Origin of the sequence: Paenibacillus monticola (assembly GCF_009664975.1) — a bacterium.
GTDB lineage: Bacteria > Bacillota > Bacilli > Paenibacillales > Paenibacillaceae > Paenibacillus_AQ > Paenibacillus_AQ monticola.
Window position 1 is genome coordinate 262,353 of the sequence record NZ_WJXB01000005.1, and the last position, 17,137, is coordinate 279,489.

Annotated in this window: 14 protein-coding genes; 4 read left to right on the top strand and 10 right to left on the bottom strand. The window is 45.5% G+C overall.

Going from position 1 to position 17,137, the window contains the following annotated elements:
* Positions 1–8: 8 nt before the first annotated feature.
* Both rhaB and GJB61_RS16745 read right to left on the bottom strand, forming a co-directional pair.
* Positions 9–1,484, bottom strand: a complete 1,476-nt coding sequence (rhaB, locus tag GJB61_RS16740; protein WP_154119920.1) for a rhamnulokinase — start codon at positions 1,482–1,484, stop codon at positions 9–11.
* A gap of 258 nt (positions 1,485–1,742) precedes the next feature.
* Positions 1,743–2,894: an iron-containing alcohol dehydrogenase gene (locus tag GJB61_RS16745; RefSeq protein ID WP_154119922.1), complete on the bottom strand. Its 1,152-nt coding sequence runs from the start codon at positions 2,892–2,894 to the stop codon at positions 1,743–1,745.
* A 335-nt stretch (positions 2,895–3,229) separates the two neighbouring features.
* Between GJB61_RS16745 and GJB61_RS16750 the strand changes: the two genes are divergently transcribed.
* Positions 3,230–3,985: a DeoR/GlpR family DNA-binding transcription regulator gene (locus tag GJB61_RS16750; protein WP_154119924.1), complete on the top strand. Its 756-nt coding sequence runs from the start codon at positions 3,230–3,232 to the stop codon at positions 3,983–3,985.
* A gap of 274 nt (positions 3,986–4,259) precedes the next feature.
* On the opposite strand, the gene GJB61_RS32590 is transcribed toward GJB61_RS16750, so the two are convergent.
* The 7 genes from GJB61_RS32590 to GJB61_RS16785 form a co-directional block, all read right to left on the bottom strand.
* Positions 4,260–4,367, bottom strand: coding sequence for a DUF3885 domain-containing protein (locus GJB61_RS32590; protein WP_420819754.1), 108 nt, complete (start codon positions 4,365–4,367; stop codon positions 4,260–4,262).
* Positions 4,368–4,562: 195 nt separating this feature from the next.
* Positions 4,563–5,207, bottom strand: a complete 645-nt coding sequence (locus GJB61_RS16760; protein WP_195724362.1) for a class I SAM-dependent methyltransferase — start codon at positions 5,205–5,207, stop codon at positions 4,563–4,565.
* A gap of 1 nt (position 5,208) precedes the next feature.
* Entirely contained in the window at positions 5,209–8,232 is a 3,024-nt protein-coding gene (locus GJB61_RS16765; protein ID WP_154119925.1) for an efflux RND transporter permease subunit, read from the bottom strand.
* Positions 8,233–8,300: 68 nt separating this feature from the next.
* Positions 8,301–9,677, bottom strand: a complete 1,377-nt coding sequence (locus GJB61_RS16770) for a sensor histidine kinase (RefSeq protein ID WP_154119927.1) — start codon at positions 9,675–9,677, stop codon at positions 8,301–8,303.
* A complete protein-coding gene (locus tag GJB61_RS16775; protein WP_154119929.1) occupies positions 9,670–10,353 on the bottom strand; it encodes a response regulator transcription factor in 684 nt (227 codons plus the stop codon). The genes GJB61_RS16770 and GJB61_RS16775 overlap by 8 nt, the downstream gene beginning before the upstream one ends.
* Before the next feature lie 244 nt (positions 10,354–10,597).
* The gene (gene zwf, locus GJB61_RS16780) at positions 10,598–12,130 is read right to left on the bottom strand and encodes a glucose-6-phosphate dehydrogenase (protein WP_338115890.1); all 1,533 of its coding nucleotides are present in this window, start codon (positions 12,128–12,130) and stop codon (positions 10,598–10,600) included.
* Positions 12,131–12,393: 263 nt separating this feature from the next.
* Positions 12,394–13,155: an SDR family oxidoreductase gene (locus tag GJB61_RS16785; protein ID WP_154119932.1), complete on the bottom strand. Its 762-nt coding sequence runs from the start codon at positions 13,153–13,155 to the stop codon at positions 12,394–12,396.
* A 186-nt stretch (positions 13,156–13,341) separates the two neighbouring features.
* Between GJB61_RS16785 and GJB61_RS16790 the strand changes: the two genes are divergently transcribed.
* Positions 13,342–14,010: a TetR/AcrR family transcriptional regulator gene (locus GJB61_RS16790; protein ID WP_154119934.1), complete on the top strand. Its 669-nt coding sequence runs from the start codon at positions 13,342–13,344 to the stop codon at positions 14,008–14,010.
* Between the two features lie 115 nt (positions 14,011–14,125).
* A complete protein-coding gene (locus GJB61_RS16795; protein WP_195724366.1) occupies positions 14,126–14,575 on the top strand; it encodes a GNAT family N-acetyltransferase in 450 nt (149 codons plus the stop codon).
* On the opposite strand, the gene GJB61_RS16800 is transcribed toward GJB61_RS16795, so the two are convergent.
* The gene (locus GJB61_RS16800; RefSeq protein WP_154119938.1) at positions 14,565–16,157 is read right to left on the bottom strand and encodes a glycoside hydrolase family 43 protein; all 1,593 of its coding nucleotides are present in this window, start codon (positions 16,155–16,157) and stop codon (positions 14,565–14,567) included. The two genes, GJB61_RS16795 and GJB61_RS16800, sit on opposite strands and share 11 nt — an antisense overlap.
* Positions 16,158–16,276: 119 nt before the next feature.
* On the opposite strand from GJB61_RS16800, the gene GJB61_RS16805 reads away from it, so the two are divergent.
* Positions 16,277–17,131, top strand: coding sequence for an AraC family transcriptional regulator (locus GJB61_RS16805; RefSeq protein WP_195724363.1), 855 nt, complete (start codon positions 16,277–16,279; stop codon positions 17,129–17,131).
* The last annotated feature ends 6 nt before the right edge of the window (positions 17,132–17,137 follow it).

A 17,137-nucleotide genomic window follows, 5' to 3' on the forward strand; every position in this document is an offset into this window, starting at 1 on the left:
GTTTGAGCTTATATAGTTTCGCTTACTGTACCTGGTTGAAGCGTCTCCCAAAGGCTAAGAATCTCTTCTAACTGTGGAAGTGGCCGTGGCGCATAGGATTTAATCTCAAAAGAGTTCCTGATTATCGTTCTGGCTTCCGTAATATTGGCAATATTACCTGCTCTGATGATCTGTACCGCCAGATTGCCAAGCGCCGTTGATTCCACGGGTCCGGCCTGTACCTCTCTGCCAATAATATCGGCAGTCAGCTGGCAGAGCAGCTCGTTGTTGGCACCGCCACCGCCAATTTGCAGCACCTCAATCGCTGTTCCAGTCAGCGTTTCCAGTTCCAACAGATAAGTAAGATAGGATAAGGCCAGACTGTCAAAAATACAGCGTGCCAGCTGCCCCACCGTCTCAGGGACGGGCTGTCCGCTCTCCATACAAGCTTTACGGATCTCTTCAATCATGTTGTCCGGATTCATAAATCGCGGGTCATTGCATGGAATAAGACTGCGGAACGCGTCCGCTTCTCCGGCAAGCTCAGCCAGCTTAGCAAAGCTGTAACGATCACCATCCAGCCGGCGCACCTCCTGGATGAGCCAGAGTCCCATAATATTTTTGAGAAACCGGTAGGTGCCGAAGGCACCCCATTCATTCGTATAGTTGGCTTCCATGGCTTGTTTATTATTAATCGGCTGACTCAGCTCCACACCAAGTAATGACCACGTACCGCTGCTGATATATGCCGATGACTTGTCACTTGCAAGGGGAATGCCCAGTACTGCTGAAGCTGTGTCATGGGTTGCCGCACAGATCAACAGACACTCCTGTGGAAGATCATATTGCTGGACAAGAATCTCGCTCATAAAGCCAAGCACCTCACCCGGTTCTGTCAATGCAGCGAACTGCTCTCTTCTGAGATGCAGTAGTTTCAGCAAATCCTCATCATAATCACGGGTTGCCAAGTTTAGCAACTGCGTCGTAGACGCGTTAGTAACCTCATTGATCTTGCGCCCACATAGTCTGTAGTAGAGGTAATCAGGCACGAGCAGAATTTGGTCTGCCAGGGCCAGCTCCTCCGGACTATGAGCATACAACTGGTATAACGTATTAAAGGTAAGCTGTTGTATCCCTGTTTTCCCATACACGATAGTAGGGGAAATATGCTTCGCCACCTCTTCCATCACATGCTCCGTACGGCGGTCGCGGTAAGCATAGACTTCCTGGACACGGTTGCCTTCCGCATCCAGAAGCACATAATCTACAGCCCAGGTATCAATTCCAAGGGTACATTTATTTATGCCTTTGGCTTTCGCTTTCTGTAGGCCGACTATAATCTGTTCGTATAAATAATCAATATCCCAGAAGCAGGAACCGTCCCGTTCTGAGAAAGCATTGCTGAACCTGTGAATCTCCTCCAGAGAGAGCGTCCCATTATCGAATGTTCCGAGCACAAGCCGCCCGCTGGAGGCGCCGATATCGACGGCGATATGATTGTTCATAGGGAATCTCCTTATTCAATGGAATGGAATTTATGGCTCAAAACCAAAATCAGCGGTTGACCTGTTGTGAGTATAGCCGCTACGGTTCGGAGGGTTCTTACGATCGCTGTTAAAGCCCGATTTCCTGATTGAATAATGAATATAGGGTGAAATCGGGCTTTAAAGGCGACCCCTTCGTTTCTCCAGAATCCCTCCGACCCTCCGCTCCATCCGCACGTTTAGTCAACCTCTGTTTTTTAGATAGAGCCAAATTTATTGCTAAAGAATTTTTTTAAACATAGCAATGGCTTCTGCTTTAGTAGGGATAAACGGATTTCCGGGAGCGCAGGCGTCTTTCATGGAATTCTCGGCAAGCAGATCCAGATCAACCTCGTTCACACCCAGCTCGGACAATTTGGATGGAATACCCACTTCTTTGGACAACGCCTTAATCGATTCAATTACAAAATCTGCGCATTCCTTGTCACCTTTACCTAATACATCGAAGCCAATCACCTTGGCGATCGATCTGAATTTCTCTGGTACGTATTTGGCGTTCTCTTCTTCCACAATCGGCAGCAGCATGGCATTACAGACACCATGTGGCAAGTCGTACACGCCACCAAGCTGATGCGCCATCGCATGTACATAACCAAGTCCGGCATTGTTAAAAGCCAGGCCACCCAAGAAGATCGCATAAACCATTTGTTCGCGGGCTTCAATGTCATGTCCATTCTTTACAGTGCGGGCCAGATTGCCAAAAATAAGCTCCACTGCCGCCAGTGCCGTCGCATCTGTTACCGGATATGCACCCGGAGTTACCAATGCTTCAATAGCATGTGTCAAGGCATCCATACCGGTTGCCGCCGTAAGAGCAGCTGGTTTATCTACCATTAACTCAGGATCATTAACCGAAATGGTAGCGATGCTATTCTTATCAACCATAACCATCTTCACTTTACGTTCTTCATCCGTAATTACATAGTTAATCGTCACTTCACTGGAGGTTCCAGCCGTTGTATTTACTGCCACTATGGGCAGTGATTTATATTTGGATTTGTGTACGCCTTCGTATTCAGAAATATGTCCGCCGTTCGTAGCGATAATGCCGATGGCCTTGGCCGTATCCTGTGGCGAGCCGCCGCCAATGGAGATGAGATAATCACAGTTATGCGCTTTGAGGAAATCCACGCCGTCATGAACATTTTTACAGGTTGGGTTAGGTTTTACTTCATCATAAACGACATATTCAACATCCGCTGCATCCAATACTGTTAGCAATCTGCCGGCAATTCCACTGCTCACCAGAAATTTGTCGGTTACGACGAGCGCCTTCTTCAATTGTAGTTCTTGAATGAAAGGACCTATTTCCTGCAAACAGCCTTTGCCCATAATGTTGATCGATGGCACATAATACACATGAGTACTCATTGCTTGACCAGCCTCCTGATAATTTTGGTGAGAAACCTATCCATATCCATGCTTCTGCTCAGCTCTTCAGGCTGGCCTCTGAATGAATCGCAGCTGGCCGGCTCTGATATCCTTCAATAATAGTATGCGTTTTCAAAGGTGCTTATCTACTCATCCATCGTAGCTTCCCGAATCTTTGTTGTCAACAAATAAAATATTAATAATGTTGTATTTATTTGTTTACTGTCTGTTTTGTGAAGATTATAATAAAATAGTTGTTGATTATCTTTGTTTTATTGCAAAACACAGATATACAGAGCTATGATTAGGGAATATGACTCGGAAAGGTGATTACGATGCTGGCAGCCGAAAGACGCAAGAAAATCATAGATCTAGTCCATCAGGATAAACGGGTGCTCGTCTCCGATTTAAGCCGGATGTTTGAGGTGACAGAAGAAACGATCCGCCGGGATCTGGAGAAATTGGAGAAGGACGGCATTCTAAGCCGCACCTATGGAGGGGCGATGCTGAATCGTCATACGAATGAGGATTTGCCTTTTGTAACACGCAACGCTCTGAATACAGATATCAAACGCAATATTGCGCTCAAAGCGCTCGATTTAATTAATGATGGGGACACGCTGATGGTTGATCCCAGCTCCACTGCCTTTGAATTCCTAAAGCTGCTGGGCAACAAAAACAATCTGACGATCATTACGAACTCGATCAATATTTTGCATGAATTTGCGAATTCCGGTCTAAACATTATCTCATCCGGCGGCTCCCTGCGTTACCGCTCCCTCTCGCTGGTCGGTCCTATCGCTCATGACACTATCGAGCGCTATAATGTAGATACGGCTGTCATTAGCTGTAAAGGTATTGATTTGGAGCGAGGTGTCACCGATTCTAACGAGCCCGAATGTGAGCTCAAAAAATATATGCTGCGCCAAGCCAGCAAGGTTGTGCTGCTCGCCGATCACACCAAGTTCGACAAAACCGCTTTTACGAAGCTGGTTGAACTGAACAGAATTGATGTACTGATAACTGACCGTAAACCGTCTGAGGCTTGGATGAAACGACTGAAAGAGGATAATATTGAGGTTTTGTACTAAAGAAATAGAAATAGGCCGTCTCCAATTTAATTAGGAAACGGCCTATTTAAAGATTATTCTCTGGTTAAAAAATGATTATAACCGATGATATTTACCGTATGGATTGAAACTTATCCAATCAGTGAATCATACTTTATCAAAATCCCTTTCATCATCAAACCCGAATAAAATGTTCATTTCCCAAAGACAATGAGCGATGAAACTTCTATTCGTCATTCGTCAAAAATGCTTTTAAAGTACTCTCTCCAATAATCTACGAGCCAAACGTTGTGCTTTATATAAATAGGTTTCTCTCATCATACATATTAAACACAAGATCCTTTTCAATATTCACAAAATAAATGGATTGACCGATTGACCTACGAACCCGTAGGAGCTTGATTCACAAGCGGTCAACCGTTAATTTAGGTTTTGAGCCAGATAACAACAAAAAAATAACCCCGCCAACATCCGGCAGGGTCAACATATATTATAAGGGGGGTATGTGTTTACTATAATCCTCCTAGCTTAAGCCAGCATGAAGACTATATAAAGATTACCTTAAGCTGTTACTCACCACGAGCATCTCATAATCCGATTATCTTTCGAGGAAGACCAGATTATTTGCAGGGACAAGCGATAGTGATCTTCCAGTCTGCTGTTTGGCATTAGCTGCAGTCTTCTTCCGGCAAATATAAACTATGGCGGGCGGGAAATTCAGTGGCACGTACTGGATGCTCAAGATATCGAAATGCTGCTGCAACTCTCTCTTCATCCGAGGGAAGAAATACTCAAAGGCTATGAACAAGCCCTCCTCCTTCAAGGAGGCCGTAATCTGCTCCATAAACTGGACACGGCCGACCATAGAGAAATTACGAAAAGATAAACTGCTAACAATACAATCCAGCTTCTCAAGGTTGCTGTTGTGCAACGCAAGCCGCAGCCGCAAGCAATCTTTATAGAGCCTGTAGCCTGGAAAGCGAAGATGTAATTGACGGCGAAGATCAGAGTCCTTCTCAAAAAGAATGACGTTCGTCCGCTTCGTAGTCACAGCTTTCAAATATTTGGTGATGGCTCCCGTACCTGCTCCCAGCTCGGCAATATTAAACAGCTCATTCCACGGTAACGGAGAGATTATCGCTCGAGCCAACCATCGTGAACTTGGAGTCATACTGCCGAATTGCCGGGGTGAGCGCAGAAATTTATACAGGAACAGAAGTCTGTCGCGAATTCCGTTACGCATTTTAAAAATTCTCCTTAACCTTCACTTTCCGCTTCTTCCATACCAGTTCGTATAGTACCGGTACAACAATAAGAGTCAGTAGTGTTGAAGAGAACAGACCACCGATTACTGTGACTGCTAAACCTCCAGAGATCAAGCTTGTTGAGGAGCCTGACAAGGCCAGTGGCAACAAAGCCAGCATTGTCGCAAGTGCAGTCATCAGGATAGGTCTGAGACGGGTGGTGCTGGCTTCCACAATAGCTTCAGTAATGGGTTGTCCTGATTTGCGGTTCTTCTCAACGCGATCTAGCAGTACCACTGCGTTGGTTACGACGATACCCACCAGCATCAGCATGCCGATCATCGAGCTCATGGATAAGGCTTGCCCTGTTATCAATAGTGCTCCCAGTGAACCCACTGGGATGAACACCAGTGAAGATAAGATAATCAGCGGTGTAACTACACCACCGAAGGTGAAGCTCATAACCAGAAATACGAGACCCACAGCCACGGCCATAGCAATTCCCAGATTCGTAAAGCCCTCTGTTATCATGGCTAATCCACCGCCATAATTAATCTCTACATCCTTCGGCAAAGTAAGACTGCCAATGTCCGCTTTGACAGCTTTCGTCACTGCAGCAGTATCTTCACCCTTGACGGTACCACTAACCTGGGCATACGTCTTGCCTTCGCTATGATTAACGGTTACTAGCGCATCCTCAACCGTCACATCTGCCACTTCACTCAGCGTTCTCATTCCACCAGCTGTTGGCAGTTGAATTCCTTTCAGTTCTTCCAGAGAAGTAATCTTTTGCTGATAAGATAACACAATTGCTCTTGTCTGATTGTCCAGCGTGAAAGTACCCGCGTTAACCGGCTTTAGCTGTTCGGTAACGGCCTGCATAAGAACGAACGGGCTAATCTTCTCGTCGATCCCCTTCTGATTCAGCGTCAATTCCCATTTGGGCGTTACTTCATTCATATTATTGGTAACATCTTTTAGATCAACACTTTGTTTCATCAAGGCTTCCACCTGTTTAGAAGCCTTCGAGAGATCATCTATATTATCTGAATACAGACTAACATCAATATTATTGCCTGATGGCAAGCCCTGCTGTTCTCCTTCTTTGACAGCCACTGTAGTCCCAGATACACTCGCTTCTACAAGGGCTGGGAGCGTAGCTTTCGCTTTATCAATGATCCCGTCCATGTCTGTTCCATCGGCAAATTGCACTGTAACCGATGCTTGGTTTCCTCCACCCGAGGATCTAAAAGGATTATCGGCAGAACCCCCAATGGAGACCTGGTAATTGTTCACACCTTCAAGCTTGCTTATATATTTCTCCACTTCCTGGCTAACCTTATTGCTCTGCTCTAGCCCGCTTCCTGCTGGCAGTGTCAAATTAATCGAAGCTGTCGGCAAGGAGTCAGCCGGTAGGAAAGCCACACCAATTAGCGGAATGGTACTAAGTGAGCCGACAAGCAGCACAAGAGCTAGGCTTATAACGAGCCATTTGCGCTTCAGGGACACATGAATAATCCGTGCGTAATATCCCGTGAGTTTACTTTCCTTCTTGTGCGGCTTAACGTTATTAAAGAACGCGGCCCCAAGTACCGGAATAAGCATCACTGCCACCAGCAGACTGGTCACAATGGAAATAACCACAGCTAAAGAGAAGGGGCGGAAGAACTCGCCGATAATGCCGCTGACAAAAGCCAACGGAGCAAATACAACAACCGTGGCTAAGGTCGAGGAAAAGACCGGACTAATAACTTCCTTCGTTGCCCGATAAGCTAATTCCTTGCCCTTAAGGGTATTTCCTTTTTCCTGGCGCCATCTGTAAATATTCTCGATGACGACGATACTGTCATCGACAATACGCCCAATCGAGACAGCGATTCCGCCCAGCGTCATAATATTCAGGGTATAGCCCAGCTGATTCATCACAGCCATTGTGGCAAAGATGGAAATCGGTAAGGATAGAATTGAAATTAATGTCGCACGCACATTGCGCAAGAAGAGGAAGATGATAATGATGCAGAATAAAGCTCCATATAGGCCTTCACGAATGAGCGAGGATACGGACGCTTTAATCTCATCTCCCTGATTCATAATGACATGGATATCCAAATTGTCGCCTTTATAGGAATCCAGCTGACTTTGCACGGCATCCGCAACATCAGCAGTATTGGCGTCCTGATTCTTGATAACTTCCAGCATATAGCTTGGCTCACCATTAAAGCGAGTGATCTCATCAGCTGTAGAAACCGTTGTTATCGTCGCCAAATCGGAGAGTTTAATAGCTGCTGTAGAGCCTAATGCTAAATCCTGAATCTGCTGCAGGGTAGATACAGAACCAGAGAGGCGAATAGGAATGGTGATTTCATTCTCACTGACTGATCCTAACGGAAGTGCATAATTCAAGCCCTGTAAAGCACTTTGAATCGCACTTAATGTAATGCCTAAACTAGCGGCCTTTTCCTTATCAACGACAATTTGCAGTTTATCGCTGGAAATACCCTTCAGCGTAACCGAGCTGACTCCATTCAGCTTTTGCAGGGAAGGAACGATTTCCTCCTCCAGCTTCTTGCTGAGCGCCTGCGAATCGTTGTTGTCTGAGAATAAAGCTGCTTGATAAATGGGCGACGCTCCAGCTGACAGACGATGAAGGGTTACGTTCGCATTCTCCGGCAAATTCAGCTTGGCCAGCAGCGCTTCGATATCTGCGGAGAGCTTATCCATATCAGAGCCAAACGGATATTGAATTGAAATGCTGGCAGCGTTCTCGGACGTTGTACTGGTGAAAGAATCATATCCAGTCATTGCCTTCAAGGTGTCCTCTATGGGCTTTGTAATACCCGTTTCTATTTCCTCTGTGGAAGCTCCAGGGTCGACCGCTTGAATAAATACTGCTGGGAATTCAATGTCCGGGTAGGTTTGCTGCTTAATCTGTGTGGCGGAGAACGCACCATAACCTAGAATAAGGGCAAATAAAATAATGACTGCTACTGAATTTTTTAAACTTAATTTACTTAGAAAGCTCATAGCTCTTTCTCCCTCCTCTATCTGAGCACAGTATAAAGCCCGAATTTGTCCTCAGTGTGTACTGAGGATTACAATTCGAGCTTGGTGTAGATTAGGGGGAGCCATACGGTAAAGGTTGTTCCCTTGCCCGGCTTGGAGCTTACTTCAATCTGACCATGATGCAGATCAACAATTCTTTTGACGATTGACAATCCGATTCCACTGCCGCCTACTAGCCGGTCTCTTGATTTATCAATTTTATAAAAAGGCTTGAAAATATGGCTGAGCTCTTCTTCTGGCACTCCAACACCATTATCGGCAATCTGAACTACGAGCTGGTCCCCCTTTTCGGCAGCTGTGATCGTGATCCTCCCGCCTGAACCGGTGAATTTGATGCTGTTACTAATCAGGTTAGTCCAGATCTGGCTAAGCTTATCCTCATCGGCTACGATGTTTAGCGGCTGTAGTTCGAGCTCAACATCAATGAGCTTGACTGACCATTGCGGTTCAAAGGCAATCACAATTTTGCGAAGCTGTTCATCTAAAGAGTAGCGATCCGACTCTAGCTCAAGATGCTCATATTCTAGCGTAGATAATTGCAGCAGATCTCCACTGAGGCGGGATAGACGATCACTTTCCTCTTCAATAATATTCAGCAGTCGCATCCGACTGGGTTCATCTAATTGCTTGTGCTTCAGTGCTTGCGTAAAGCCTTTAATAGAAGTTAATGGGGACTGGATTTCATGGGACACATCCGAGACAAACTGTTTGCGGATAGCCTCAAGCGTTCCTAACTCTTGAGCCATGACATTAAAGCTGCGGGTCAATTCGCCAATTTCATCCTTCCGCTTCGTGTGCAGGCTGACTTTGAAGTCCCCCTTCGACATCCTTCGGGTCGCGCGGGTCAATTGCTGCAGAGGTCGCACGATATAGGTGGCTGCGATGATAATGAGTACACTACCGAAACCTAGTATCAACAGCAGTTGGGTCTTCAAGAAACCAGCTATCATACTAAATAGTTCTCCTAATTCTGGGGTGATAAACAAGGCTCTGGAGGAACCGTTCACGGAAAAAGGCAATCCGACAGTCAGGCCTCCATTTCCTTGATGCAGGTTACTGCGATACACGCCACCCTGCAGCACACTCTGAAGATGGACTGAGTCCCTTACATTTTGCTTGTCCGGTGCTTCCCCGCTGGTATATAACTGTATTCCTTCGCTATCATACATACGAACCGAGTATAACGGCAGAGATGAAATCCCCTTCATCAGAGATTCTAGATTATGGTCGTCTCCTTGCTCATAGGCCTGAATAATCATCTTGCCGCTTGAGATCATATTATCCTGTACCGCTGACTGAATCTGCCCCACATATAATCGGTTAATCAACAGTGAGGCCGCAATAATACTGATGATTACGGCACCCAAAAAGATGCCTACCACACGGAAGTACAGCGATTTAATCATGAAGCACCTCCAGCCGGTAGCCCATTCCTCTCAGCGTAACAATTTTGAAATCAGCATTATATTTCTGAAACCGTTCCCGCAGCCGTTTGATATGTGTATCTATAGTCCGCTCATCGCCATCATATTCGTAGCCCCAGATTTGGCGAATTAACATGTCCCGGGTGAAAATTTGGCCGGGATTGCTAGCTAGCTGGCAGAGCAGCTCGAACTCTTTTAGCGGAATGACCACTGATTCACTGGAGTCTGCAAAATGTACTTGATAGCTTTTCTTATCCAAAATAACTCCACCTAGTCTGATCGTGTGCGAGGTCGATATGCCGTAACGTTTGAGCAGAGCTTTCACCCGCATGACCATTTCCATCGGATCAAAAGGCTTCACCAGATAATCATCCGTACCTAAGCGAAAGCCTTTAATCTTATCGGCTGGCTCGCCTTTTGCCGTAATCATCAGTATGGGCTTATCCCCTGCCTCCCTGAGTCTCCTGCACAGCTCCCAGCCATCCATTCCGGGCATCATAATATCGATAATGATCAAATCCACTGAATTATTCTCATAATATTCCCAGGCTGACGTGCCATTGCTTTTCTCTATAATCTCCATACCTTCATCTTCCAGAAAAAGCCTCACCAGCTCGCGGATATGCGCCTCATCATCCACCACCATAATTGCCGTCATTCCAACTTCACCTCATGCTTCTATTGTTCGCCCATGTTATCACTCCATTCTACCCTACTATTTTGAACTAAGGGTGAACGGAATATTACATTCGTACAGTTAGAAATGAAGATGAATAATCTTTACAAGATGAAACGGCTTCGCCGTCCTAATATATGGACGGCACCCGTTTCTTCGAGAAATATAAGGATAAATTATTGCGTGAAGCATATAAATTCTTATATTTTCAAAAAAAACCAGGGGCTTAAGCCCCTGGCCGTATAGATTGTTGCTCTTTTGCTGGTAATGGAATTACATTATCCTCTACTGAATCAGAAACGTCGTCCTGCCACCAGCGATCATTCCCCAGCAGCTCCATCGCTGCGTCCGGACCATAAGTGCCGGAGGAATAAGGATGTAAGGGTAAATTACCCTCTTCAATGGCATCAATAATCGGCTGTACCCACTGCCAGGATAATTCCACTTCTCGCCAATGAGCGAAAAAGGTTGCATCCCCACGCAGCGCATCATAGATCAGGTTCTCGTAAGCCTCAGGCATATCCGCGTTGCCTGATTGATATTTAATCGGAACAGGCTCCAGTTCACCATGCCGCAGAGGATCTTTGGTATTGAGCTGCAAGGTAAGCGCTTCGTCAGGTCCAATATCAATGATCAGCAGATTGGGGTCCTGAGTGCTTCTATTTAAGTTATGGTAATCATTAAAAGGCTCTTTGAATTCTATGACAATCCGTGTAGATTTCTCTTTCATGCGTTTACCGGTGCGAATGTAAAAAGGTACTTCGCTCCACAAGGGATCTTCAATCCATAAGCGGGCCGCAATAAAGGTCTCAATCTGCGAGGTAGGCGCAATATTGGGCTCTTCCGTATAACCAACAACTGATTTACCTTGAATTTCACCAGCGGTATATTGTCCGCGAACAACATGCTGTGCCAAATCTTCCTTCATCAAGGGCCGCAAAGACTCCATTACATGTCTCTTTTTACTGCGTATCTCTTCTGGTGTACTTCCCTTGGGAAGCTGCATGGCGATCATCATCAACAGTTGTAGCATATGGTTCTGGAACATATCACGCAGTGCACCAGCCTTATCGTAATAACCCGCCCGTTCTTCAACTCCAACCGTCTCACTGGCTGTAATCTGGACATTGGCAATATAGCGATTTTTCCACAAAGCTCGGAGCACGGGGTTCGAATACTTCAGCACTTCAAGATTCTGCACCATCGGTTTCCCCAAGAAATGATCAATCCGGAAGATCTCTTCTTCCTTAAAAGTAGTGCTCAGGCTGTCATTCAGTACTCTTGCCGATTTCAAATCTGTTCCAAAGGGCTTCTCGATAATCAGACGTTTCCAGCCCTTGGTCGAACCGAGGCCGCTTGAATTAATATTGGAGGCTATTTCTTCAAAATATTCAGGACCGACGGATAAGTAGAACATTCTATTCTCCTGTAAATGAAGCTGTTGTTCCCGTTGACGGACATGCTGTAACAACTTCTTATAATCCTCTGGTCGCCCTACATCAAGAACGCTATATTCAAAGGCCTGTAAGAATTCCTGCAATTCTGCGGAATCAGCTATTGGCCGTCTAGAAAAGGTCTGCAAGGAATTCAGCACTTGTGCCTGAAAAGCATCTTTTGAAATCTCACGTCTGCCGAGACCGATTACTGAGAAGGGAGTGGAAATTTTTTGATCAACGTACAGATTATACAAAGCCGGATATATTTTTCGTTTCGCCAAATCTCCGGTAGCGCCAAACAGCACAAAAGTTGATGATTCCACTTTCATTCCTCCCGTTGTTAAGAAATATTTATATGCTTACAATTTATTACTCGCAAACTTTATAACACTCATCATACGACTGTAACTTTCATTCGTCAACCTCATTTCGACATTTACGGAAGTTCTTCTTTTCACAATGTTTTTTCGAGTATCCTATCTCAAATAAACCAGTGAGAGACTGGGACGTGAAAATAGTGTCCTAGTCTGTCGCTGGTTTATTAGTCTGCTGGCTTCAATAGATTAAGTTCATAGAAAGGTTATTACTACCCTTGCGCAGTGGGACGAACAACGATTTCACCCACATCAATATCGGCTGGCTGCTCGATCGCGAACACAATAGCGCGGGCGATCGCATCAGGTGACATCGCGAAAGAGTCCCGTGACTCTTCAAGCTTCGCTTTCACATCCGGATTTGTCATTGATTCCGCGAAGTTCGTCCGCGTCATGCCAGGGGATACGATCGTCACACGCAGCTTATCGCCAGCCTCCTGGCGCAGCCCCTCGGAGATCGCACGCACAGCGAATTTCGTGCCAGCATAAACCGACATGTTCGGTAAAATGCGAAAAGCAGCTGTTGAAGCGATGTTGACGAAATGCCCAAACTCCTGCTTGCGGAAGACAGGCAGGGCTGCCGCGATACCGTACAGAACACCTTTAATGTTGACGTCAATCATCGCTTCCCAATCTTCCACGCGCAGATCGTCAAGGGGGGAAATCGGCATAACGCCAGCATTGCTGACGAGAACGTCAAGCTTGCCATACCGCTCACATGCCAATTGGACGAGGTCAGATACGTCGTCGCGCTGCCTCACGTCGGTGCGTGCATAAGCGACTTCACCACCCGTATCCGTGATGCGATCCGCCAGATTCTTAAGGCGATCCAATCCTCGTGCTCCAAGTACGACTTTCGCACCGCGCTCAGCAAGCATGAGCGCAGTCGCCTCGCCAATTCCGCTGCTTGCACCTGTGATTACAACGACCTTGTCCTTGATTCCCGATAACGATATCCCGGTGCTGATGTTCATGTTAACCCTTCTTTCCGTTGATTCATCTTGCAGATGGAAGCCTTTCAACATCCAAACAATATCACAAATAAAATATTATGTATACATTTATAATCTTTTTTGTCTATTTTGTCTTATTTGTATTTTGTATATACATCATACTTTTCATGTATAATATTAAGAAATAAAGCTTGTAGGAGGAACGGAATGAGCACACATACAGAGGATCAGCATGATAGAAGCCGAAGCAAGCTGCTGAAAAAATTGATTGCCTCTATGATGAAGAATGGCTTTCAGCAACTGAGAATGGATGACATCGCCAAACATATGGATGTAAGTAGAGCCACCATGTATAAACACTTTTCTTCCAAAGAGGAAGTGATTGAGGGCGTAGTCCAAGTTTTTGTGAATTATATAGAGACGTTGGAGGAACGGGCCCCGGAGGAAGACGAGACATCGTTTGGAACTTGGTTTCAGCAATGGTTTGGGCAGACCGTGTCGCTCGTCGGGCACATTACGGATGTATTTCTGAAAGACCTTCAGACAGCTTATCCGGATTTGTACGATCTATTAAAAGCCGCTTTAACTAAGCGCGAACAGCAGACCCTGGCGTTTTATAGGGATGGAATAACCAAAGGCATCTTCAATCCGATTAACGAGAATTTCATGCTGCTTCAAGACGATCTTTTGCTGCGGGAAATTATCAATGCTAAATATTTGCTATATAACCAAATCTCCATCAGACAGGTACTCCATGATTACTACCAATTCAAAAAAATACAATTGTTCAAAGCTGAAAAACTGCCGATGCTCGACGACTCTAAAATGGAGCCTGTTATTGAACTTCTTGTGGAAAAGTTTAATCGAGCCTTGTAGTCTAACATACAAACCATATGGAAAAATAAAGCCTCACAAGCTTTTGTACCGCGCTTGTGAGGCTTTACTTTTTGGCTCAGTATATAATACAAGAAAACTAAGGGGTGAACTAACGTTGAACAAAAACGCTGTTATTAGATCTATCCAACAAGATGAAGTACATAAACTACTAGAGTTATATAAATACTTACATGAAGAAGATCCTGAACTTAACCTATTGGAGATACAATCACTGTGGGAGCAAATATACAATGACAAGAATTTGCATTACTTGGTAGTCGATGTAGAGGGGCGATTGGTGGCCTCATGTGTGTTAATCCTCATTCCAAATTTAACCAGAAACGCCCGTCCATACGGGATAATAGAAAATGTTGTAGCTCATCCTGATTTCCAAAGAAAAGGTTATGGAACCAAACTGTTAAGAAAATCACTAGATATTGCATGGGAGCATAATTGCTATAAGGTAATGCTGCTGACAGGTTCAAAAGAAGAAGGAACATTAAAATTCTATGAAAATGCAGGTTTCCAAATGGGTGTGAAAACAGGCTTTATTGCTACTCCATAGTGATATTTTTATATTCAAAATAGTCAAAATATGCCGGTTTCGCCTGTTGATCCATATCCTGAGCACAAATGCCGGCATATGCGCCGGTAAAACCCAACTTCCCGCCATATTCATCCGAAAGGGTACCGAAATCAAGCGGTGTACAGACAGCCGTCCATTGTTCGCCGTCTGGGGAAGCGTAGAATATTAGCTCACGCCCGGAAATCTCCGCTCGTAAATAGTAACGAGCCCAATCCTTGACCGAAATTTGCATCGAGGAGATTTCATCATATTTGCCTCCTTTGCACAGTACGACACCCAGACTTGTCCCTCTGATTTCGTCAGCCGTCACACGCAAATAATAATAATCGCTATCATCGTAATAGAGCACCAACCCCGCCATTTGCAGGAAATTATCCGGTTTGAATTCCAGACAGGTCGATATGGAGCATTCAAAATGCTGGATCGGCCTGCCCACCAGACTCTGATCAAACAACGAAGCTAGTGACTCTCTCCCTCTAAGCCGCAAGAATCCCGGGCGCTCGCTCAGGCTCACCCACGATTCCGCAAAGGGAACGCGCAAGCTCTGATACGGATAACCCAGCTCTGTGGCCTCAAAATCATCTCGATCGGGCAGCACAGGAAAAGGACACTCCGGCAGGTCCGGCGCCTGTGTCTTGAGCGCAGGCAACTTACCGCCATGTGCCAGACGCAGCCAGCCGTCTTCTGTCCATTCGCAGCGTTGAATCGCTGTCTCACGCCCCAACGGATTCATCGTTGCCGTTCCCGGAATCGGACGTGTACACAAATGAGCCATGTACCATTCACCAGACTGCGTCTCTACGAGTGATCCGTGACCTGCTTGCTGAAATGGAAAAGTCAGATCATGAGCCGTTGTCATAATAGGATAGTTAGGGTCCGTTTCATAAGGTCCGGTTAAGCAGCGGCTTCTCGCCAACGTGACCATATGATTCACTCCGGTGCCGCCTTCAGCTGCCAGCAAATAATAATAGCCGTCACGCTTATACAACTGTGGGCCTTCCGTTACGCCTATAGGCGTTCCTTTATATATTTCATGAATAGGCCCGGTCAGTTGACCTGCCTCCGAATCGTATTCCTGCATAATAATGCCGGAGAAGCTGCTATGATTCTTGCGGAAATCCCAGCGCATGTTCAGCAGCCATTTTCTGCCGTCACTGTCGTGGAATAGGAACGGATCAAATCCGCTGCCATTCAGCCTTACGGGTTCACTCCACGGCCCCATAATATCAGTCGCCGTAATCAAATAGTTATGTAGATCCTTGTATACACTTTTCCGGGATTTCACGTCAGTAAACAGCAAATAATAAATGCCATGATCAAAGGAAAGTGCTGGCGCCCAAATCGAACCTGAGCTTCCGTTACCACGCAGGTCAACCTGTACAGACTCGGTGAGCACACGTGAAAGAGAATGCCAATGCACCAAATCTCGGGAATGATGGATTTCTACGCCTGGAAACCATTCAAAGGTTGATGTAGCAATATAATAGTCATCACCTACGCGTATAAAAGACGGATCGGGATGAAAGCCGGTCAGCACCGGATTAACTATCATTTGAGCCATGATAAATTCCTCCTAAATTTTTGAACAGATTATTTTGATTTTATTGTATCGCTTACATTGAGAATGAAGTTATACTAAGATATAAGAAAATGTTTATATTTTGTCATGATGGAGGAGCTATGAAGCAGCTATTTGAACCTGTCTTATTCGTGGATCACCAAACTTTAATATTGGATTACAAAATTTATACGGACGACTATTACAAAGGCTACTATCACTGGCATCAATGCTGTGAAATTATGTATGTGCACGCTGGACAAGGAAACGTGGTCGTCAATCAACAAATGTATGATATCCGCGCAGGCATGCTGTTTTTTTTCCAGCCTTATCAGCTGCACCGGATTTATTCAGATGTTTCTCCCGATTCTCCTTTTGAACGTTCTATCTTTTATATCGATCCCCATATTGCCGAGAATCTCCTGCAAGGCTTTGCCAAACGCAAAACTCTATTCACAGCATTATGGCAGGGTCAGGAGACCCCCAGTGCATTCGATCTTCAGGACCGTAGGGATATTGTGGAGTGGATATACGAGAATTATGAGCAGTGCAGTCGCAGTACAGAAGAAGATACAGAGAACATCACCGTGTTTCTATTGCAACTATTAAGCAGCATAGGCACCGGAGACCAAGCCCTACTCCATTCAGGTGAACTACGGGCCCTCCGTTATTCCGAGAAAATCATGAGCTGGATCGAGGAGAATTACCACGAGGAGGTTAATCTGGAGCAGCTGGCTGAGGAAACCCATTTGTCCAAGTCCTATGTCTCACGGATATTCCATCAGGAAACAGGCGGCCGGCTTGTTGACTACCTGACTGCACGACGAATTAAACAGGCCTGCCGTCTACTGGGAACAACAGACCTGCCTGTGGAGCAGATTGGCATTGCTGTTGGTTTTCCGAATGCCTCCTACTTCAATCAGCTATTCAAAAGAGTGCTCGGGACGACTCCGCTAAAATACAGAAAAAGTAATTAGCGAGCG